The 20,500-nt window shown below is 65.6% G+C and carries 19 protein-coding genes, 1 tRNA gene and 2 pseudogenes; 9 read left to right on the forward strand and 13 right to left on the reverse strand.

Going from position 1 to position 20,500, the window contains the following annotated elements:
* Positions 1–274: 274 nt before the first annotated feature.
* The gene (locus ACT17R_RS09515; protein ID WP_234179308.1) at positions 275–931 is read right to left on the reverse strand and encodes a LolA family protein; all 657 of its coding nucleotides are present in this window, start codon (positions 929–931) and stop codon (positions 275–277) included.
* Positions 932–1,040: 109 nt separating this feature from the next.
* Complete coding sequence (locus ACT17R_RS09520) at positions 1,041–3,356, reverse strand: DNA translocase FtsK 4TM domain-containing protein (RefSeq protein WP_444809335.1); 2,316 nt, start codon at positions 3,354–3,356, stop codon at positions 1,041–1,043.
* Between the two features lie 139 nt (positions 3,357–3,495).
* Between ACT17R_RS09520 and ACT17R_RS09525 the strand changes: the two genes are divergently transcribed.
* Positions 3,496–4,725, forward strand: a complete 1,230-nt coding sequence (locus tag ACT17R_RS09525) for an FAD-dependent monooxygenase (protein ID WP_444809336.1) — start codon at positions 3,496–3,498, stop codon at positions 4,723–4,725.
* A 207-nt stretch (positions 4,726–4,932) separates the two neighbouring features.
* Here the strand turns inward: ACT17R_RS09525 and ACT17R_RS09530 are convergent, their stop codons facing one another.
* On the reverse strand, positions 4,933–5,583 hold the full coding sequence (locus tag ACT17R_RS09530) for an LON peptidase substrate-binding domain-containing protein (protein ID WP_186401323.1): 651 nt from the start codon (positions 5,581–5,583) through the stop codon (positions 4,933–4,935).
* Positions 5,583–6,494 (reverse strand): tetratricopeptide repeat protein, encoded by a 912-nt coding sequence (locus tag ACT17R_RS09535; RefSeq protein ID WP_234179305.1) that lies wholly within the window; start codon positions 6,492–6,494, stop codon positions 5,583–5,585. The genes ACT17R_RS09530 and ACT17R_RS09535 overlap by 1 nt, the downstream gene beginning before the upstream one ends.
* Positions 6,495–6,719: 225 nt before the next feature.
* Here ACT17R_RS09535 and ACT17R_RS09540 point away from each other — a divergent pair.
* A tRNA-Gly gene (locus ACT17R_RS09540) sits at positions 6,720–6,794 on the forward strand.
* A gap of 134 nt (positions 6,795–6,928) precedes the next feature.
* Here the strand turns inward: ACT17R_RS09540 and ACT17R_RS09545 are convergent.
* Positions 6,929–7,165: pseudogene (locus tag ACT17R_RS09545) on the reverse strand (IS21 family transposase); the annotation flags it as partial.
* 490 nt (positions 7,166–7,655) lie between these two features.
* Between ACT17R_RS09545 and ACT17R_RS09550 the strand changes: the two are divergent.
* Together ACT17R_RS09550 and ACT17R_RS09555 are read left to right on the forward strand one after the other, a co-directional pair.
* A complete protein-coding gene (locus ACT17R_RS09550; RefSeq protein WP_444809337.1) occupies positions 7,656–8,309 on the forward strand; it encodes a DUF6088 family protein in 654 nt (217 codons plus the stop codon).
* Positions 8,306–9,352, forward strand: a complete 1,047-nt coding sequence (locus ACT17R_RS09555) for a nucleotidyl transferase AbiEii/AbiGii toxin family protein (RefSeq protein WP_444809338.1) — start codon at positions 8,306–8,308, stop codon at positions 9,350–9,352. The genes ACT17R_RS09550 and ACT17R_RS09555 overlap by 4 nt, the downstream gene beginning before the upstream one ends.
* Before the next feature lie 142 nt (positions 9,353–9,494).
* Here ACT17R_RS09555 and ACT17R_RS09560 read toward each other — a convergent pair.
* From ACT17R_RS09560 to ACT17R_RS09585, 6 genes and pseudogenes are all read right to left on the reverse strand, one after another.
* Positions 9,495–9,713: pseudogene (locus ACT17R_RS09560) on the reverse strand (IS110 family transposase); the annotation flags it as partial.
* Positions 9,714–9,900: 187 nt separating this feature from the next.
* Positions 9,901–11,064, reverse strand: coding sequence for an iron-containing alcohol dehydrogenase (locus ACT17R_RS09565; RefSeq protein WP_444809339.1), 1,164 nt, complete (start codon positions 11,062–11,064; stop codon positions 9,901–9,903).
* Positions 11,065–11,083: 19 nt separating this feature from the next.
* Positions 11,084–12,544: a S41 family peptidase gene (locus ACT17R_RS09570; protein ID WP_263588148.1), complete on the reverse strand. Its 1,461-nt coding sequence runs from the start codon at positions 12,542–12,544 to the stop codon at positions 11,084–11,086.
* Positions 12,545–12,548: 4 nt separating this feature from the next.
* A complete protein-coding gene (locus ACT17R_RS09575; protein WP_062901190.1) occupies positions 12,549–13,271 on the reverse strand; it encodes an RlmE family RNA methyltransferase in 723 nt (240 codons plus the stop codon).
* The gene (locus ACT17R_RS09580) at positions 13,268–14,359 is read right to left on the reverse strand and encodes a Ppx/GppA phosphatase family protein (RefSeq protein WP_082819843.1); all 1,092 of its coding nucleotides are present in this window, start codon (positions 14,357–14,359) and stop codon (positions 13,268–13,270) included. Before ACT17R_RS09580 ends, ACT17R_RS09575 begins: the two co-directional genes overlap by 4 nt.
* Before the next feature lie 175 nt (positions 14,360–14,534).
* Positions 14,535–14,936: a glycine zipper 2TM domain-containing protein gene (locus tag ACT17R_RS09585; RefSeq protein WP_062901188.1), complete on the reverse strand. Its 402-nt coding sequence runs from the start codon at positions 14,934–14,936 to the stop codon at positions 14,535–14,537.
* Positions 14,937–15,109: 173 nt separating this feature from the next.
* Here ACT17R_RS09585 and ACT17R_RS09590 point away from each other — a divergent pair, with 173 nt between their 5' ends.
* A complete protein-coding gene (locus ACT17R_RS09590; RefSeq protein WP_186401278.1) occupies positions 15,110–16,111 on the forward strand; it encodes an esterase-like activity of phytase family protein in 1,002 nt (333 codons plus the stop codon).
* Between the two features lie 37 nt (positions 16,112–16,148).
* Here the strand turns inward: ACT17R_RS09590 and rpmB are convergent, their stop codons facing one another.
* Positions 16,149–16,442: a 50S ribosomal protein L28 gene (rpmB, locus tag ACT17R_RS09595; RefSeq protein ID WP_003050690.1), complete on the reverse strand. Its 294-nt coding sequence runs from the start codon at positions 16,440–16,442 to the stop codon at positions 16,149–16,151.
* A 129-nt stretch (positions 16,443–16,571) separates the two neighbouring features.
* Between rpmB and tadA the strand changes: the two genes are divergently transcribed.
* A complete protein-coding gene (gene tadA, locus ACT17R_RS09600) occupies positions 16,572–17,027 on the forward strand; it encodes a tRNA adenosine(34) deaminase TadA (RefSeq protein ID WP_444809340.1) in 456 nt (151 codons plus the stop codon).
* A 3-nt stretch (positions 17,028–17,030) separates the two neighbouring features.
* On the opposite strand, the gene ACT17R_RS09605 is transcribed toward tadA, so the two are convergent.
* Positions 17,031–17,735: an NAD-dependent deacylase gene (locus ACT17R_RS09605; protein WP_234179268.1), complete on the reverse strand. Its 705-nt coding sequence runs from the start codon at positions 17,733–17,735 to the stop codon at positions 17,031–17,033.
* Between the two features lie 127 nt (positions 17,736–17,862).
* Between ACT17R_RS09605 and dapB the strand changes: the two genes are divergently transcribed.
* The 3 genes from dapB to nth all read left to right on the forward strand — a co-directional run bounded on the left by dapB (position 17,863) and on the right by nth (position 20,481).
* The gene (dapB, locus tag ACT17R_RS09610) at positions 17,863–18,588 is read left to right on the forward strand and encodes a 4-hydroxy-tetrahydrodipicolinate reductase (protein ID WP_062901184.1); all 726 of its coding nucleotides are present in this window, start codon (positions 17,863–17,865) and stop codon (positions 18,586–18,588) included.
* 79 nt (positions 18,589–18,667) lie between these two features.
* Entirely contained in the window at positions 18,668–19,828 is a 1,161-nt protein-coding gene (locus ACT17R_RS09615; protein WP_062901183.1) for a M48 family metallopeptidase, read from the forward strand.
* Positions 19,825–20,481, forward strand: a complete 657-nt coding sequence (nth, locus tag ACT17R_RS09620) for an endonuclease III (protein ID WP_444809341.1) — start codon at positions 19,825–19,827, stop codon at positions 20,479–20,481. Before ACT17R_RS09615 ends, nth begins: the two co-directional genes overlap by 4 nt.
* The last annotated feature ends 19 nt before the right edge of the window (positions 20,482–20,500 follow it).

The raw sequence follows: 20,500 nt of genomic DNA on the forward strand, positions 1-20,500 counted from the left end.
GTGGAACGGGGGTTCAAGGTCAGCGTTCGTCACGCTCTTGAATGAAGACACCTGGCAATCCGGTTGGGGCAACAGGGGGAAACCCAAAATCCGGAGGCCGTGTCGGCGCCTTCGAGAGTTGAAATAGCCCCTCTTCCCTGTCCCCAAGCTGAACGAAAATCGGCGGCTGTCGGCGACATTTGCAGTTCGTCGATGCCGAACGTCGGTTGGGCGGAAAAAGGGCGCCGAATCCCATTGGGGAGACGGCGCCCTGTTCATAAAAGTCGTGCTGGCGTCAGACGCGGCCGCGCTGTTTGGGGCGGGGATCGGTCCAGCGGAAGGCCGAATCGGCGACCGGCACGTTGAAACGCTGGTTCGACAGATCGATCCGCGTCCGGTTGTTCTGCGAATCGAGCGCCACCCAGCCGCGCAGCCGCAATCCGCCCGGCGCCCCCGCATCGCGGATGAACACCATGGTGATCGTCCCATATTCGGGGCGCTTGGGATCCTTGACCTCGACGCTCAGCACATCGCTGTTTCCGGTCGGAACGACCTTCGCATATTTGGCGAGATCGCGATCGGGATCGAGCAGCGCGCCGAGCGGCGAATTTTTCACCGGCCAGCTCTGGACCTGCTTGACCTCATAATCGATCATCGTCAGGCGGCTGCCGTCGCCGACGATCAGCAGCGGGACGCCCTTCTGATACTGGAAGCGGATCTTGCCCGGACGCTTCAGCGTCAGCTGTCCGCTCAGCCGCTGACCGTTGCGATCGGTCTGCACGAAGTCGGCGGTCATCGAACTGGTCGACTTGAGGTGCGATTGCACCGCGGCGAGCGCGCTCGCCGATTGCGCGATGGCGGGCGCGGTCAGCGTCAGGCCGAGGGCGGCGGCGGGCGCGAGCGTCAGCGCGGCGGCGCGGGTCAGGAAATGGCGGTCGATCGTCAGGGTCATCGGGCTCTCTTTGTTTCGGTCGATACCGGCTTGTTGCAGGGCGGCATTGAACCCGCCCTGAACCCGGCCTTTAGCCGCTGTTCAAGTCGTTGGCGTGGCGAAAGGTTCCCTATCGCGGCTGCCCATATTGGTCGGTCAGCACGTCGCGGCGGCCGACATGGTTCGGCGGGCTGACCAGCCCTTCGTCCTCCATCCGCTCGATCAGCCGCGCCGCGCTATTATAGCCGATGCGCAGCTGGCGTTGCAGCCAGCTGGTCGATGCCTTCTGGCTTTCGACCACGATCTGGCAGGCCTTGGCATACATGCGGTCCTCGGCACTGTCGCCGCCCGCAGGCGCGCCTTCCATGGCGAAACCGCCGTCCTCGGGATCTTCTGTGACGCTCTCGACATAGTCGGGGCGTCCCTGGCCGCGCCAATGGTCGGCGACCGCGCGGACTTCGTCGTCGGAAACGAAGGGGCCGTGGATGCGCGTGATCTGCTTGCCGCCGGGAACGTAAAGCATGTCGCCCTTGCCCAGCAGTTGTTCGGCGCCGGCCTCGCCCAAAATGGTGCGGCTGTCGATTTTCGACGTAACGTTGAAGCTGATGCGGGTCGGCAGGTTCGCCTTGATGACGCCGGTGATGACGTCGACCGACGGACGCTGCGTCGCAAGGATCAGATGGATGCCCGCCGCGCGCGCCTTTTGCGCGAGGCGCTGGATGAGGAATTCGACTTCCTTGCCCGCGGTCATCATCAGGTCGGCCAGCTCGTCGACGACGACGACGATCTGCGGCAGGGGCTGATAATCAAGCGTTTCTTCCTCATAGACCGGCTGGCCGGTCTCGGGATCATAGCCGGTCTGGACACGCCGCCCGAGCGACTTGCCCTTGGCGAGCGCGCCGCGCACCTTGTCATTGTAGGACGCGAGGTTGCGCACCGAGAGCGACGACATCATCCGGTAGCGATCCTCCATCTGCTCGACCGCCCATTTGAGCGCGCGCACCGCCTTCTTGGGTTCGGTCACCACCGGGGCAAGCAGGTGCGGGATGTCGTCATAGACGCTGAGTTCCAGCATCTTGGGATCGATCATGATCATCTTCACCTGATCGGGACCGAGGCGATAGAGCAGCGACAGGATCATCGCATTGAGGCCGACCGATTTACCCGACCCGGTGGTGCCGGCGATCAGCAGGTGCGGCATGGGCGCAAGATCGGCGATCACCGCGTCGCCGCTGATATTCTTGCCGAGGATGATGGGCAGGGCGCCGCTATGTTCCTGAAACAGCCCGCTGCCGATGATCTCGTGCAGCACGACGGCCTCGCGGTGCGCGTTGGGCAATTCGATGCCGATGACGGTGCGCCCCGGAATCGGCGCGATGCGCGCCGACAGCGCCGACATGTTGCGCGCGATGTCGTCCGCGAGGTTCGACACGCGGCTCGCCTTGGTTCCGGGCGCGGGCTCAAGCTCGTACATGGTGACGACCGGACCGGGGCGGACCGCAGTGATCACGCCCTTGACCTGGAAATCCTCGAGCACCGATTCGAGCAAGCGCGCATTGCGTTCGAGCGCCGCCTTGTCGATCTGTCCCGCCGGCGTGTCGGGGGCCGGGGAAAGCAGGTCGATCGAGGGAAGCCGGTAATTGGTGAACAGCTCGGTCTGCGGCTTGGCGCGCGGCTTCGATGGCGCCGAGCGCTGCGCCGGGTCGGCAATCTCGGGCGGGGCGCGATCGCTCGGTTCGGCGCGCGGGCGCGGCCGGATCACGCGCTCGACCAGATTGGCGGGGCGCGGCGCATCGGCCGGGGCCGCGCGCGCCGGTTCGACGACCCGGCTTCCTTCGGCCGCCGGCAGTGTGAGCCGCCCGAGCCAGCCCTTTTCAAGCCGCAGCGAGCGCATCGCGAGCCAGAGGCCGACAAGGATGAGGAGCAGGATCGTGCCGAAGCGGATCAGCGCCGCGGCGGGGTCGCCTGCCAGCGCAAACAGCGGGGTGACCGCGCTCCCCGCGAGCAGAGCGAGCAGGCCGCCCCAACCCGCGGGCATCGGTGATCCCGACGCCGGCGACCAAAGCTCGGCGCCCATGCCGACGAGCAGGATGCCGGCAAAGCAATAGGCGAGCTGACGCAGCCAATAGGGCTGCGGCTCGGCCGCCCACAGCCGCCAGGCCATGATGCCGAACAGCGGGACGAGCAGCGCGACCGGCGCGCCGCCGACCGACAGGCCAAGGTCGGCGAACCAGGCCCCCGCATGGCCCATCCAGTTGGCGGCGCTGCCGCCCGCAGCGGTGTTGAGCGCTGCGTCGGTGCTGTCGTATGTGAGCAGGGCGAGCGCGAAAAACAGCGTGAAGGCGGCGAGCGCCAGTGCCGCGGCAATCACCAGCGATCGCGCGATGCTTTGTCTGAAAACGGTGCGCCAGTCGGCCTTCGCCGATGCGGCCTTGCGGCTTGCCATGCGGAATGCGGTCCTCGATCGATTAACCACGGCGATATGCGCATGGGGCGGACTCGTCGTCAAGCGGCGCCCGGCGCGCCGGCGATCCGGGTGCGCCTGCCCGCTTCCCAAGCGCGCCGGGCCGGAGTAGAGCGGCGGCATGAGCGAAATATTGCGCAGCGATGTCCTGATCTCCGGCGGCGGACTTGTCGGCCAGGCTCTGGCGATCGCGCTTTCCCATCATGGTCTGTCGTCGCAGATCGTCGACCCCGCCGATCCGGTTGCGACGATCGCGCCAGGCTTCGATGGCCGCGCCTCGGCGATCGCCAGCGCGGTATGGCAGATGTTCGGCGTGCTCGGCCTTGCCGACCGGCTCGCACCCCACGGCTGCCCGATCCGCGCGATCAAGGTCAGCGACGGGGGACAGGCGGGCGAGCTCGATTTCGTCGCCGATGCGGACGCCCCCGCGCTCGGAACGATGGTCGAAAACCGCCAGCTTCGCCTCGCGCTCGCGGCGGCGCTTGCCGAGGCGCCGCTGGTGCGCCTGTTCATGCCGGCGAAGGTGGTCGCGCGCGATATCGACGCGCATGGCGTCACGCTGACCCTCGCCGACGGCACGCGGCTCGCGGCGCCACTGCTCATCGTCGCCGAAGGGCGCCGTTCGCCGACCCGCGATGCGGCGGGCTTCACGATCGCCAACTGGTCCTATCATCATCACGCGATGATCGGCGCGGTGGCGCATTCGCGTCCGCATGATCAGATCGCGCACGAAATCTTTTTCCCCTCGGGACCCTTCGCGCTGCTTCCGCTTGTCGATGATGCCGAGGGGCGGCATCGCTCGGCCTTCGTGTGGACCGTATCCGAACAGGACGGGCCGGGGTTCGCCAAGCTTGGCGACCGGGGCTTTCTTGCCGAACTCGGCAAGCGCGCGGGCGACATTCTCGGCACGATGGAGCTCGTCGCGCCGCGCATGACCTATCCGCTCGGCTTCCATCACAGCGCGCAGATCGTCGGCGACCGCATCGTCCTGGTCGGCGACGCTGCGCACGGCATCCATCCGATCGCGGGGCAGGGTCTCAACCTGGGGCTGCGCGATGCCGCGGCGCTGGCCGAGGTCCTCGTCGACGGCGCGCGGATCGGACTCGATCTTGGCGATGCGGCGCTGCTCGCGCGCTATCAGCGCTGGCGCGGGCTCGACAATCTGATGGTCAGCCTCGCGACCGACGGACTGACGCGGCTGTTCGGCATTCCGGGGCGCACCGCCTCCCTCGTCCGCCGTACCGGGCTCGGCGCGGTGCAGCGCATGCCGGCGCTCAAGCGCTTCTTCATGGACGAAGCGCGCGGCGAAGCGGGCGATCTGCCGCGGCTGCTCGCTGGCACCGAAATATAGCTAGTCCTGCTTGGGCGTCCCGTGCGACCGCGCTAACCATTGCGGCATAGCCTGATCCTGCGCGGCCATTTTGCCGCGGGGAACAGGGGACATAAGATGTCGGACAGGATCAAGGCACGGCGCACACCGCGGCAGAGGTGACGCCGGGTCCGCGGGCGCGGATCGATCGTGCCTTTGCGCGTCGCTGGCGCTCGCCGCACTAACGCTCTACTGCAGCGTCGCGCGTCCGTCGTCGCCGTCGAAGCGGCCGAAAAACTGCATCAACTGGATCACCAGTTCGGCGCGCGTTTCGAGCGGAGAGGTTTCAAGCAGCGCCTGCTTGGCCGCAGCGTCGAACGGTGCGACCTGCGCGATGCCGTTCACCAGTGTTTCGTCGTCGAGCTGACCGACCGAAGCCCAGTCGACGACATAGCCCTGCCGCTGGGCAAAGCGTTTCGCCTCGCGCTCAAGGCTCGCGCGCTCGATGCTCGACAGCGCTGCTTCATCCTCGACCTCGGCCTCTATTTCGGCCTCAACCTGGCGAAAGGGTGTCGTGACGTCGAGCTCGCGGCGGACGCGAAAGCGCGCGACGCCTTCCAGGACGATGTTGAACCGACCCTCGGCGAGCGCCTCGACGTCGATGATGCGCCCGACGCAGCCGACATCGTAAAGCGCGGGGGGCTCGCGATCCTCCTCGCCCGGGATCTGGCGCGGCTGGATCATCCCGATCTGGCGGTCGCGCGCCAGCACTTCCTGCACCATCGCCTTGTAGCGCGGCTCGAAAATGTGGAGCGGCAGGTGCAGTCCCGGAAACAGCACCGCCCCGGGCAGCGGAAAAATCGCGATCCGCTGAATGGTCAGGGGCGCGTCGGTCGACATCAGCCGAACAGGATCAGTGACAGGCGGCGGCGCTGGGCGGCGACCCACGGATCTTCCAGCCCCACCGCTTCGAACAGCGACAGCAGCTTCGCGCGCGCTGCCCCGTCGTTCCATTCGCGGTCGGCGGCGACGATGTGGAGCAGATTGTCGGCGGCGGCATCGCGCTGTCCCGCGCCGATTTGCGCCACGGCAAGATCAAAGCGCGCCTGATGGTCGTCGGGATGGGCGGCGGTCGCGGCTTCCAGCGCCGCGAGTTCGCCGGCGTCGGGCGCATCTGCGGCGAGTTCGAGCGCGCTTTTCGCCTGCGCGATCGCGGGATCGCCCGCAATGTCGGCGGGGACGGCGGCCAGCGCCAGCGCCGCACCTTCGCTATCGCCTGCGGCGAGCAGCGCGCGAATCAGCCCGCCGTGCGCGGCGGCGCTGTCGGGCGCCATTTCGGCGACCTGCGAAAAAATGCCGACCGCGCGCGGGCCGTCGCCTTCGGCCAGAACCGATTCGCCCATTTCGAGCAGCGGGGCGATCTCGACCGCGCGTGCTCCGGCGTCGCTTTCGACCGGCAATTGAGCGAGCAGCTGGTCGAGCATCGACTTGAGCTGGCTTTCGCTGCGCGCGTTTGTCAGATTGGCGACCGGCTGGCCTTGGAAGATCGCATAAACGGTCGGGATCGACTGGACCTGAAACTGGCTCGCGATGAAACCGTTCGTATCGACGTCGACCTTCGCCAGCACCACGCCCTTGTCGGCGTAATCGGCGGCGACCTTTTCGAGCACGGGGGCGAGCTGCTTGCACGGCCCGCACCATTCGGCCCAGAAATCGAGGATGACGAGCTTCGTCATCGACGGTTCGACGACGTCGCGGCGGAAGGCTTCGACGGCTTCCTTTTCCTGTGGGTTCAGCCCCAATGTCGCCACGCTCATGCTCCTTGCCGGTTGTTTCGCGCCATGGTGGCGGGCTGCAATGGCCCCGTGCCGACGCGAAAAGAATCTCCTCGCCGCGTTATGTGGGAATTATACGCCGGATGCCAACCCTTCGCCCGGCCCCTCTAAGAAAAGTACAAAGGGGGGCTTGCCGACTCCAAAAGCCGGTGCTAATCGCCCGCCTCACCCGCTGGCACCCACCGGTCGCCAGCCGCCAGAGCGGGCGTAGCTCAGGGGTAGAGCACAACCTTGCCAAGGTTGGGGTCGAGGGTTCGAATCCCTTCGCCCGCTCCAGTTTTCTCATTAAACACCTAGATGTTGTGGCCAATCATCGACGCAGTTGGTTGCTTACAAAGCCTTCGGCTTCGCTGGTTGTAAGCAGAGCGTAAGCGCGGCAAAGCTTTTGTTTTCTGCGAAAAGCGCTCCTGACCTTGTTCACTCTCCAGGAGTGGCACAACCTCGCTGTCGAAGATATCCGCCAGCGGATCGGGGCGACGGCGACCGCGCGGCGCCTTCTTCCGCGACGGTAACTGCGCATCCTGCTCCAGCCGATAGGCCGTCGCCTTGCTGAACGCCGCGCACGCCTCCGCTGAACGCGGCGACACTGTCTGTCTCATCTTCATATATAATCTCACCTGATGATCGTTGATATGGCTCCCAGGCACCGCTTCTCCCCTTCAGAAGGAGGCGCCACCTGACAGGTCACGATCACCAAAAGCGCCCTTCCAGAAGAAAAGACGCTCGCGGCGGTGTGTCTGTCGCTCCTCGGGGCTTCTCCCCTCGTCTCGACAGACACACCGCCGCCTTTCTCATCCAGATTGTCGCGCTGTTCTCACCTTGATTGTTGCGCAGCACCTGCGGACTTCATCAGGGCCAGCAGCCATGCGGCGCTGCGCGAACAGGCCGAACACATGGATGCACCCGACCGGTGCTCATCATTAGACAAAAGCTCTTGCGCCGCAGGGGTCGTCCACACATGGCGCCCCGGTTTTTCAATGAGAAGGCCGAGCCTTACGTTCCCTTTCATCCATAAGCTGTTTGATCTGCTTGGGCCGGGGGAGACGGTTTTCGTCACTACCCCGTCCGAAATCCGTCTACATTTTTCGGACAATAGCGATTTTGATAATGTCCGAAGTTGTGCTACTTATTTCGGACATGGACAAAATCCCGACCGGACTGAAAGCGCAAATCCTCGATCGTGTAAGCCGAGCGACGGCGAACACTGTCTGGACACCGGCCGACTTCCTCGACCTTGCCGGTCGCGATGCGGTCGACAAGACCCTCCAGCGTTTGGTCAAATGGGGCGAGCTGCGCCGGATCGATCGCGGCCTCTATGACAAACCGCAGTTCAACAGCCTGACCCGGCAGGACAATGCTCCCGATCCGCGAGCGGTCATCGACGCCGTCGCGCGGCGCGATCAGATCCGTGTCCTGGTCGACGGAATGACGGCCGCCAACGATCTCGGCTTTACCAATGCCGTACCGGCGAAAATCGTCGTGCACAGCGAAGCGCGGCCCAAGTCGATCAAGCTCGGCAACCTAACCATCGAATTCAAAACGACCGCGGCAAGCAAACTCTATTGGGCGGGACGCCCGGCCATGAGGATCGTCCAGGCGCTGCACTGGCTGCGCGATACAATGTCGACGGACGACGACACGAGACAATGGCGTGAGCGACTTGCCGCCCTTCTCGGCAACCCCACCCACGGCGCAGCTTTGCGCGCTGATCTTGCCGAGGGGCTGCCAACGCTCCCGGCCTGGATGCAGGACCTGCTCCGTCCGCTCGTCTCTGAAGTGCCCAGCGCATGAACTCCGCCTTCGATGAAGTGCTGCGCGCTAACACGGCCACCCGCACGGGGCTCTATACGGCGACTGCGCAACGCCTCGGCACGACCCCGCAAAACGTCGAAAAGGATTTCTGGGTCTGCTGGACCCTTGATGCGTTGTTCAACGGAATCGAGGACGGACCCCGCCTGCTGTTCAAGGGCGGAACCTCCCTGTCGAAGGGGTTTGGGCTGATCGAGCGGTTCTCCGAAGACATCGACGTAACGGTCTTCCGCGATGATCTCGGCGTGCCCGCGACCATCGCGGGATTGGCTGCACTGAGCCGCAAGAAGCGGGAAGCCGCGCTCGATGAAATCAAGGACGCCTGCGAAACCCATATCAACGGACTAATGAAGGCGCGCCTCGCGCAAATCTGCGCCGAAACCTGCGCGCGCGCAGGCCTTGAAGTGCAGTCAATTCGGGTCGAGGCCGACGCCCGGGATGGCCAGACCTTGCTCCTGGTATATCCCAGCATCACTCCCGAGGATGCCTACATCGCCAAGTCGGTGAAGATCGAATCAGGCGCAAAGTCGGCGCTCGATCCTAATTCGGTCCGAACTATTGTGCCCTATGTCAACGCTGACGCCGTCGACCTCGACCTCGCCGTACCGGGCGTGACTGTGGTCGATGCCGAGCGAACCTTCTGGGACAAGGTCGTCATCCTTCATGGCCTGAGGCGATGGTTCGAAATCCGAGGGCAGCTGCGGGGCGACGGCCAGCGCATCTCTCGCCACTATTACGACCTGTTCCGCCTGGTCCAATCGGAGATCGGCCAAGCCGCCCTTGCAAACCGCGCGCTTGGCGAGGACTGCGTTGCCCATGCCCGCATGTTCTTCAATCGCCCGGACTTCGATCTCGCCGCCGCGCAGGCCCCGACATTTGCCTTGTGCCCGGAGGGAGGGATGACGGATGCCTTGCGCCAGGACTATCGCGCCATGAACACGATGATCTTCGGCGCGCCGCCGCCCTTTGATGCGGTCGTCGAGGCGATTGCAGAATTGCAGAATTCCTTGAACGCGGCCGCATGAAGGGGTTCTTCCAGCGCTTGTTCGGCGGCGATGGCTCGAGCGACAAGTCGCCCGCGCAGCCAGAGTTCGCCAGCCCGCTGGAAGTCAAACCCTTCTCCCATGGCTTGGTTAAAATCCCGGCGCTCGACTTTTTTGGTCCTCACACCGCATCGCCGAATGCGATCAGCTCGCGAGCCCAATGGTGCGCGGATGCGCACGCTTCCATGCCGACCACGCAGCCTGGAAGGTCGGTGAAGAAGCCGATCACCTCCGCGCGCCTCAACTTCCGCCGCACCAGGACGGCGCCGTCGCTACCGATCGCATGTACCTGAAAAACGTTCTTCGCCAGATCTAATCCGACGGTGGCAACCTCCTGCTTCATATGACGACTCCTAGGCGTGGACCTACAACGGCCGCATCATTGCACAGCTACGCGGGTGCAGGGGCCGTCCACGCCATCACGTCAGTAGTTATAAAAGAGATGAATATTGCCAAGGTTGGGGTCGAGGGTTCGAATCCCTTCGCCCGCTCCATTCTTCGCTGACATCGGAATTTCAACGGCGGGCCGGTCAGGCCCACGCTTCGCGGTACAGCGCCTCGATGGTCGCGGTGTCGGGGATGCGGGGATTGTTGCCCGGCGATCCCGATGCGAGCGCTTGTTCGGCCATCAGGGGCAGCAATTCGCTCCAGCGCGCTTCGTCGATGCCATAGCTTTTGGGGGTGGGGACCGCGAGGTCGCGGTTGACGTCTCGTAGCGCTTCGACCAGCCGCGCCACGGCCGCCTGGTCGCCTTCGCCCTCTGCCGCGAGCCCCATCGCGCGCGCGCAGTCGGCATAGCGCGGCAGCGCCGCCGGTGCCGACCAGGCGGTGACGGCGGGGAGCAACATCGCGTTCGACAGGCCGTGCGCGACATGGAAATGCGCGCCGATCGGGCGACTCATGCCATGGACCAAGGCGACCGAGGCGTTCGAAAAGGCGATTCCGGCCTGCAGCGACCCCGCCATCATCGCCTCGCGCGCGGCGCGATTGCCGGGTTCGGCGCAGGCGGTACGCAAATTGGGCCAGATCGCACGCATCGCGGCGAGCGCCATGCCGTCCGAGAAAGGATTGGCGAGCCGCGACACGTAAGCCTCGATAGCGTGCGTCAGCGCGTCGATCCCGGTGTCGGCGGTGAGGCGCAGCGGCTTGGTCAGGGTGAGCTCATAGTCGACGATCGCGATGGTCGGCAGATAGGCGAGGCCCGCGCACAGCATCTTTTCGTCATTGGTCTCGTCGGTGATGACCGTCACGCGGGTCGCTTCGGATCCGGTGCCGGCGGTGGTCGGGATCGCGACGATGGGCAGGGCGGGGGCATCTTCCTGATGCGGCACCTTGCGCGCGCGCATCGTGCCGCCGCGTACGGCGAGCACAGCCACCGCCTTCGCTGTATCGATGGGACTGCCGCCGCCGAGCGCGATCACACAGTCATGCGCGCCTTCGGCGACAAAGCCGTGCGCCGCCTCGACCGATGCGACCGTGGGGTCGGAGATGACGTCGCAATAGGCGCGCGACGCAATCCCTGCGTCGTCAAGGATCGCGAGCAGCCGCTCGAGCGTGCCGTTTTGCGCCAGGAAGGGGTCGGTCAGGATCGCCGGAGCGGCGAGGCCGAACTGGGCGAGCGCCGCCGGCAGCTCGGCGATCGTGCCGCCGCCGATGCGGATCGACCGCGGCAGGAAGATCGAGGCCATGGTCATGCTCCTTCGCGCCGCAGCGTCAAAACAGGCCCGGCAATTCGCGCTGCGCGGCGCGGGGGTCGGCCGGCATCAGCATCTCCGGCGCGGCCGGTGCGGCGGCGAAGCTGCGCGCGGCGATGCCGGCGGATGCGCTTGCGATGTGCGCCGCGCAGCTTTGTCCCGACAGGAAATCGATTGCGGCGCGTACCGATGCCTCGCGCACGTCGCCGAGCGGATAATCGAGATCGTCCGCGGCCGCACAGCTGTTCGCTATCTTGGGCGCCAACCCGGTAAAATAGTCGCTCGGCCCGCTCGCATTGCCCGTCGAAAAGGCGATCACGCGCATCCGCTCGTCGCATTCACTTTTGTCGAGCGCGATCTGGCCCACCGGCTTGCCATAGGTGTTGCTGCCGACGAGCGTCATATTGGTGCCGAGCCAGGGCAGCATGCCGTTGATGACGAGTTCGCTCGCCGACGCAGTCGATCCGGTGCCGATGAAGGCGATGCGCGTCGGCGCGATCGACTGCGTGGTCGGCGTGAAATTGTGGGTCTCATCGTTCGCGGATTTCGACGCGCGAAAGCTGGTCCGCGAAAAGACGTCGCTTGCCGCGCGGTTGCGGCCGAGCAGGTCCCCGAACAACTCTGCGGTCGCCACAAGGCCGCCGCCATTGTAGCGCAGATCGACCACGACATTGGTGATCCCTTGGCTGCGGAAATTCAGAAAAGCGTCCTTCAACTGATCATTGGCCGAGCTGATGAAGGTCCGCAGATTGATATAGCCATAGCTCTGGCCGCCTTCGGTGATCACCTTGGCGCCATAGCGGTCGGACACGGGGTCGATATTATAGTCGGCCTTGGTGACGCTGACATCGCGGGTGCCGCCTGCATCGCTGATCCGCAGCAAGCGCGTAACGCCCGGATCGCTTGGCCCCAGGGCATTGGTGATGCCCGCGGTCCCTTCGCTCGCGACGATGTCGGCGACGCTGCGCAGATTGGCGGCGCTGGTCCCGATCGCCAATATCTGCGTGCCGCGATCGATCCCGGCGGCGAGGGCGGGGGCGCCTTCATAGGCTTCGGCGATAATCACGCGCTGGGTCGAGGGATCGTAAGTCAGGCGGACGCCCAAACCGGCGCTCGACCCGCTGTTATAATAGGCCTCTTCTTCGGCGATCGAGGTGACGTAAGTGAAATAGCGATCCTTGCTCTGCGCTCGCGCAGGCGCCACCAGCGCGTCGATATAATCCTGCACCGTCGAATAGCTGGCCGGATTGACGTTCGTCGCGACATCGTTCGGGAAGAGATACCATTCGTCGATCACCGACTTGGCAAAGGACTGCTGTGCCGACAGACCGCAGCTTGCGGGCGTGGGGGTCGGGCTGGGTGTCGGGGTGACCGTTACCGGCCCGCTCCCCGCCGTGCTGCTACCTCCTCCTCCGCCGCACGAGGCAAGCATCAGCGCCGCCATCGTCAATGCGGTCAGCGGCACCCTCGGTTTCGCCATGTCCCTACTCCCCTTCGTCATGCTCCGGCGCGCTATCGCCGCGTCCTTTGAACCCTTGCGCGATCACATATAGCTCGGGCGACCCCTTGCGGCTTGCAGGCGGCTTGGCATGTTTCACGCTCGCGAAATTCTGCTTGAGCAGCATCAGCAATTCGCGGTCGGCGCCTCCGGCGAACACCTTGGCGACGAAGGCACCGCCGGGCAACAGCGTCTGGACCGCAAAATCGGCGGCCGTCTCGGCGAGAGCGATAGTACGCAGATGGTCGGTCTGCGGGTGGCCGACGGTGTTGGCCGCCATGTCCGATATCACGAGGTCGGGCGCACTGCCGAGCGCCTCGATCAGCGCGTCGGGGGCAGCATCGTCCATGAAATCCATCTCGAGGATCACAACGCCTTCGATCGGTTCGCAGGCGAGCAGGTCGATACCGGCGACGCGCGCGCGGGGGTTGGCCTTGCGTACCACCTGCGACCAGCCGCCAGGCGTGATGCCCAGATCGACAACCGCACGCGCCTTCTTGAGAAAGCCGAATTTGTCGTCGAGCTCGATCAGCTTGTACGCGGCGCGCGACCGATAGCCTTCGGCCTGCGCGCGCCGCACATAAGGGTCGTTGAGCTGACGCTGCAGCCAGCGCGTCGAGGATGCGGTGCGCCGACGCGCGGTCTTGACGCGCTCGTGCAGTCCGCCGCGCCCGCTTCCGCCCCCGCCTCCGCCCTTGCGTCCGCTCATTTGCGATACTCGCGCCGGGTGACTGGAATGTCGCGCCCCTGCATCGCCAGCGTGCGCAATATCCCTTCGCGAATACCGCGATCGGCAACGCCGACGCGCAATGCGGGCCACAGATCGATGATGCTTTCAAGGATCGCGCAGCCCGCGACGACCAGATCGGCGCGTTCGCGGCCGATGCACGCGATTTCGGCACGGTCGTCGAGGCTCGCCTCGGCGAGCCGGCGGCTGATGTCGCGCATTGCGTCGGTGGGAACGACCAGCCCGTCGACCGCGCGCCGATCGTACCGAGGCAGATCAAGAAAGACGCTCGCCAGGGTCGTTACCGTGCCGCTCGTGCCGAGCAAACGCAGCGGCTGGCCTTCGTAGCACTTCACCCGTTCGGCGAAACCGGCGAAGGCCTCGCGCGTCACCGCGCGCATATGGGCATAGCTCGCCTGCCGGGCCGAGAGATTATCCTCAGCTGGCGGCGCATGTTCGGTCAGCGAGACGACGCCCCACGGCACGCTGATCCAGTCGCGGATCGCAACATCATGGTCGGATATATCGACGTGCATCAGCTCGGTCGAACCGCCCCCGATGTCGAAGATCAGCGCCGGACCGTCGCCGGGTTCCATCAGATTGTGGCAACCCAGCGCGGCAAGTCGCGCTTCCTCGGCGGCGGAGATGATGTCGAGTACGATACCGGTTTCGCGGCGCACCCGGTCGGCGAGCTCGACCCCGTTGGCGGCGCGGCGGCACGCCTCGGTCGCCACCGCGCGCGATAGGGTGACATGGCGGCGGCGCAGCTTGTCGGCACAGATGGCGAGCGCGGCGACGGTGCGGTCCATCGCGGCTTCGCTGATCCGGCCGGTGCTGTGCAGCCCTTCGCCGAGGCGCACGATACGCGAAAAAGCGTCGATGACGACCAGTTCGCCCTCCTGCGGGCGCGCGATCAGCAAACGGCAATTATTGGTGCCAAGGTCGATGGCGGCATAGCTGCGCGGCCGTACGACCGGCACGGGCCGCGGGGGCGGTGCCGTCTTGTTTCGTCCTTTTGCCGCCTGTCCTGACCGCGGCGGTCGGCCCGATGGCGCTGCCATTTGCCGCATGATTTAAATGACCTGTCTCAACTCACCCACCCGCGATCAGCCGCGGGTGTGCACTTGGGACCGAACCTAGGCGCGCCCCGCCGCGATGGCAAGGCGCATGGCGCAGCAAAACCCCGCCCGGCGCGGGGCCGGACGGGGCAAGGGAGACTGTTTTTTGTTGGGGCTCGGGCCTGCCTTAGCGACGGCAGCCGTCATTGCCCTTGTCGATGGCGCGGCCGGCGATGGCGCCGACGGCGCCGCCGATGATCGTGCCGACGGTGCGGTCGCCACGGCCGGCGATTTCATGGCCTGCGAGGCCGCCCGCGATCGCGCCGATGATGGTGCCGCCGGTGCCATTGTCGCACTGGCGATAATTGCGGCGGTCGTAGCGACGATCGTAGCGGCGGTCGGCTCGATAGTCGCGGCGGTCATAGCGGCGCTCGTAACGGTCGTGGCGACGGTCGTCGCGACCATAGCCGCTGTAATAGGTGCCATAGCTGCCGTCGTAATAGCCCTGCTGGGCGGCGGCCGGCGTCGCCACGCCCAGCGTCGCGGTCGACATCAGGGCGGCGAGGGAGAGCGTCATCATCTTTTTCATCGTCTTTCTCCTTCAATCTCTTGCGTCTGCCCGGTGCGGGCGGTGGGTCGATGAAAGGGTTTTGCCCGATTCGTCTTGAGGGAAGCCTGAACGCCATTGTTGGCATTTGTTCAGCTTCGCGCGCCGGACACCGGGCTTGCCTGCGAGGAAGGTTCGGGCCTATCGCCGCGGCGATGCGCCGCCTTCTCTCCGCCGCCGCCATCTTCCTTTTGCTTGGCCCGCTGCCCGGAACCGAGCAGCGGCTGCGTGTCATGGACCGCACCTCGCAACGGATCGAGGCGCGGCCCCTGGTCTATCCGGCGGGGCAGACCGGAACGCTGCGCTTCGTGCGCGGCTGGCAGCTCGTCAGCCCCAATGCCATGTTCGGCGGCTTTTCCGCGCTGGCGCTGACCGGCCCCGACCGGTTTCAGTTAGCCGGGGATAACGGCGTCCTGGTCCGCATGACCCTGACCGAAGACGGCCGGCCGCGCGCCGCGCACATCGGCACGATTCCGTCACCGGCCGGGCCGTCCCCGACCGGCGGCGAGCGCAACAAATCGCAGCGCGACGTCGAATCGATGCTGGTCGACCCGCTAAGCGGCCGGACCTGGCTGGCGCTAGAAGGGCTCAATCAGGTCTGGCGGCTCGATCCGGCGCTGACGAAGATCGAATCGCGCCGCGCCTTGCCCGAACCGGCCTGGCCGTCGAACAGCGGGCCGGAGGCGATGGCACGGTTGGCCGACGGCCGGACCCTGATCTTTTCCGAAGACGCGCACCGCGATCCGCGGGGACGAGAGGCGCTGCTCTACACGGGCGACCCGGCCGCACCGGGGCCGGCGCCGCTGCGCTTCTTCTATGAGGCAGAAGGAAAGGGGCTGGTCAGCGATGCCGCGCCGCTACCCGACGGCCGCGTTCTGCTCGTTCACCGGCGGCTGGGCCTCTCCCCGATCTTCACGACGATCCTCGCGATCGTCGACCCCGCCGATATTGCGAAGGACGCTGTCGTCCGGTCGATGGCGATCGGTCAGGTTCCGGCGCCGCTCGCCGACAATTATGAAGGGGCGGCCGTTATGCGGAGGGATGGCCGCACGTTCGTCTGGCTCGTCGCGGACAATAATTTCAACGCCTGGCAGCGCAGCCTGCTCGTCGAATTCGAACTCGTCGACCTGCCGGGCAGCAAAAAGGCCGCGCGGTAAACCGGCGGCCTTTTGTCGCAGCACGTCGAAGGACGAATCAGGCGGCCTTTTCGGCCAGCTTCTTCGCGACTTCCTTCTTGATCTTGCGGGCGTTGTCCGAAAGCAGATTGTCGCCGGTCTTCATCAGCCAGTTGTCGAGGCCGCCATTATGTTCAACCGAACGCAGGCCGTGGGTCGACACGCGCAGCTTCACGCCCTTGCCGAGCGCGTCCGACAGCAGCGTCACATTCTGCAGGTTGGGCAGGAAGGTACGCTTGGTCTTGTTGTTGGCGTGGCTGACATTGTGGCCAACCTGGCGGCCCTTGCCGGTCAGTTCGCAAATGCGCGACATCGTCTTCTTCCTCACAAAATCTGGGCGGCGTGCCGGTTGGCGCGAAAGGCGCCGAAGGGACCGGGTGGGCCGGGAAAGGCGCGCGCTTATCGGCTTGCCGGAGATTCGTCAAGCGATTAGCGGTAGGAAATGCCCTCTTTCCCCCTTCCCGAACCCATGCGCCGCGCGCTCGACCTTGCCCGGATCGCCGCAGATTGGGGCGAAGTGCCGGTCGGTGCGGTCGTCGTCAAGGACGGTGCGATCGTGGCCGAAGGCCATAACCGCCCGCGCGAATCGCACGATCCCACCGCGCATGCGGAGATTGTGGCGATTCGGGCGGCCGCGGCGAAGCTCGGCAACGAGCGGATCGACGGCTGCGACCTCTATGTCACGCTGGAACCCTGCGCGATGTGCGCGGGTGCCATCGCCCATGCTCGCATCGCGCGCCTCTATTATGGCGCCGACGATCCGAAGGGCGGGGCGGTCGCGCATGGTCCGCGCGTCTTCGCGCAGCCGACGATCCATCATCGCCCCGAAATCTACGACGGGATCGGTGCCGGTGAAGCGGCGATGTTGCTCCGCGATTTCTTCGCGGCGCGTCGCTGACCGTCAGAGCCCCAGCAATTGATCGACCCATTGCGGTACCAGCTGCGTTGCCGGTCCCTGCCGCGCCTCGTCGAACCAATAGCTGCCCTGGCTCGGCTCCATATTGAGCTCGAGCGTGCGGGCACCCGCCTGCCGCGCCTCGCGCACGAAACCCGCGGCGGGATAGACCGCGCCGGAGGTGCCGATCGAAACGAACAGGTCGGCGCGGTTGATGGCGCGATATATGTCGTCCATCCTATAGGGCATCTCGCCGAACCACACGACGTCGGGGCGCAGATAGCCGACCAGGCCGCACGCCGGGCAGGCGGGCCGGTCGATCAACGTGCCGGACCATGGGCTGCGTCGGTCGCACGCGGTGCACCACGCGTTCAGATGTTCGCCGTGCATGTGAATCAACCGCTTCGCGCCCGCGCGCTCGTGCAGATCGTCGACATTTTGCGTGACGATCAGCAACTCGCCGGGCCAATGCGCGTCGAGCCGTGCCAGCGCAGCATGGGCGGCGTTGGGCTGTTTGGTCTGGATCGCGGCGCGGCGCGCATCGTAAAAGCGGTGGACCAGATCGGGATCGCGGACGAAAGCTTCGGGCGTCGCCACATCCTCGACCCGATGCTGTTCCCAAAGCCCGCCGCCGTCACGGAAGGTGTCGATACCACTTTCGGCCGACACGCCCGCGCCGGTCAGGATCACGATGTTATGGACGCCGCTCATGCGGCCTCTCTATCGAGACGCAGTGGCGGCTTCATCCTTTTTCATCAATCCGGCCCGTGCCGGGCGAGCCGCGCCTCGACTTTGCGCGATCGGAAGCGCTAAGGGGGATGGGGTAAGGGGACGCGTCATGACGAGCATCGGCATCATCGGCAGTCAGGGACGGATGGGCGTCGCGCTCGCCGCCGCGATTTCGGAGGCGGGGCAGCGCAGCTGCGGCGTCGACAAGGGCGGCGATGTCGCACGGCTCGTTGCCGCCGCCGATGTGCTCGTCGATTTCTCGTCGCCGGGGGCGCTGGAGGCGACGCTCGACGCCTGCATTACCGCAAGGAAGCCCATCGTCATCGGCACGACGGGGCTTGAGGAGCGTCACCATTATCTGATCGACGATGCCGCGAAGGATATCGCGGTGCTCCAGACGGGCAATACTTCGCTTGGCGTCACGCTGCTTGCGCATCTGGTGCGCGAGGCGGCGGCGCGGCTCGACGCCGATTGGGATATCGAGGTGTTGGAAATGCATCACCGGATGAAGGTCGATTCGCCGAGCGGCACCGCCCTGCTGCTTGGTCAGGCAGCCGCCGAGGGGCGCGGCATCAGCCTCGACCGCTGCTCCGAACGTGGCCGCGATGGCGTCACCGGGGCGCGTGGCCATGGCAAGATCGGCTTCGCATCGCTGCGCGGCGGGACCATCGCCGGCGACCATGATGTCATCTTCGCCGGGCCGGAGGAAATGATCACTCTGTCGCATCGCGCCGAAAACCGCATGATCTTCGCGCGCGGCGCGGTGCGGGCGGCGCTGTGGCTGATCCACCAGCCGCCGGGTCGCTACACGATGCCGCAGGTGCTCGGCCTCTGAACGGGCTTGCGGCGCGCCGATTTCGGCGCATTGCTCTCCTAATACGGCATCGCTGCCAAAGTTGAGGGGAGATATCGCGATGAACCCAGCCGCAGAAACCGCGGGCTACATCGACAGCCTCGGGCCGCAGGCGCTGGCGAAGGCGGCCGCCTATACGCACGGCAATCACTGGCTGCTCTTGTGGGGCTTGCTCGTCGCGGCGGCCGTGACCCTGCTTTTCGTGCGGCTGCGGGTTCTCGATCGCATCGATACGCGTCTGGCGCGGCGCGGCTGGGCACTGCGGACCTGGGTGCTGTGCGCGGTCTTCTTCCTGCTTTCGGCGCTCGTCACTCTGCCGTGGGACATTTACACCGGCTGGATTCGCGAGACCGCCTATGATCGCACCAGCCAGCCGCTCGGCGACTGGCTCGGTCAGGCGGCGATCTCGACCGTCATCACCGCGCTGCTCGGCGGGCTCTTCTTCCTCGGCGTCTATGCGCTGATCCGGCGCACGGGCAAGCGCTGGTGGATCTGGTCGGGCGGGCTGGCGGCGATCGCCATTTCGGCGTTTCTGCTCGTCGCGCCGATCGCGATCGAGCCTTTGTTCAACAAATATACACCGGTTCCCGATGGGCCGGTGCGCGATGCGCTCGTCGAGATGGCGGCAAAGGCCGACATACCCGCTGACCGTATCTATATGTTCGATGGATCGCGCCAATCGAACAATTTCACCGCCAATGTCTCGGGCATCGGTCATTCGGCGCGCATCGCGATCTCGGACGTTGCGATCGGCAAGGCCTCGCTCGACGAGGTGCGCGCGGTGACGGGGCACGAGATCGGCCATTATGTGCTCGGCCATATCTGGCGCATGGTTTTCGTCTTTGCGGCGCTCGCGGTGCTGCTTTTCTTTTTGGCCGACCGGCTCTTTCCGCGCCTCGCACGGCTGTTCGGCAGCGATGCCGAGATCGGCGATCCGCGCGGCTTTCCTGTCCTGATTTTCTTCCTGTCGCTGTTCGGCCTCGTCACCCTGCCGATCACTAACACGCTGATCCGCATCGACGAGAGCGAGGCCGACCTTTATTCGCTCAAGACCGAAAACCGGCCCGATGCGCTTGCCACCGCGCTCGTCAAGACCGCCGAATATCGCAACCCGCGCCCCGGCGCGGTCGAGGAGACGATCTTTTACGACCATCCTTCGGTCGAACGGCGCGTGCGCGTCGCGATGGACTGGAAGGCGGCGCACCCGCCCGCGGCCGAATGAAGAAGGCCGACATCTTCGAATTCTATCGCCGCCTTGCCGAACTCAACCCGAGTCCGGAAACCGAACTGGAATTTGGCAACACGTACCAGCTGCTCGTCGCGGTGGTGCTGTCGGCGCAGGCGACCGATGTCGGGGTGAACAAGGCGACGCGGCGACTGTTTCAGGACGTGAAGACCCCGCAGCAGATGGTCGACCTTGGCGAAGACGGCCTCAAACAGCACATCAAGACGATGGGGCTGTTCAACGCGAAGGCGAAGAATGTCATCGCGCTCAGCGAAATTCTCGTCCGCGACCATGGCGGCGAAGTGCCCGCCGACCGCGATACGCTGGTCGAATTGCCCGGCGTGGGGCGCAAGACCGCCAATGTCGTCATGAACTGCGCCTTCGGGGCGGAAACCTTTGCGGTCGACACGCACATTTTCCGCGTCGGCAACCGCACCGGCCTTGCGCCCGGCAAGACGCCTCTCGCGGTCGAAAAAAAGCTCGACAAGGAAACGCCGCAGCCCTTTCGCGTCGGCGCGCACCACTGGCTGATCCTGCACGGTCGTTATATCTGCAAGGCGCGCACCCCCGAATGCTGGCGCTGCCCCGTTGCCGATCTGTGCCGTTACAAGCCCAAGACGCCCGCCCCGAAGGGCTGGCAGGCTCCCTGATAGCGCGTCCGCCGGGCGG

Origin of the sequence: Sphingopyxis sp. Q841 (assembly GCF_052384365.1) — a bacterium.
Lineage (GTDB): Bacteria > Pseudomonadota > Alphaproteobacteria > Sphingomonadales > Sphingomonadaceae > Sphingopyxis > Sphingopyxis terrae_A.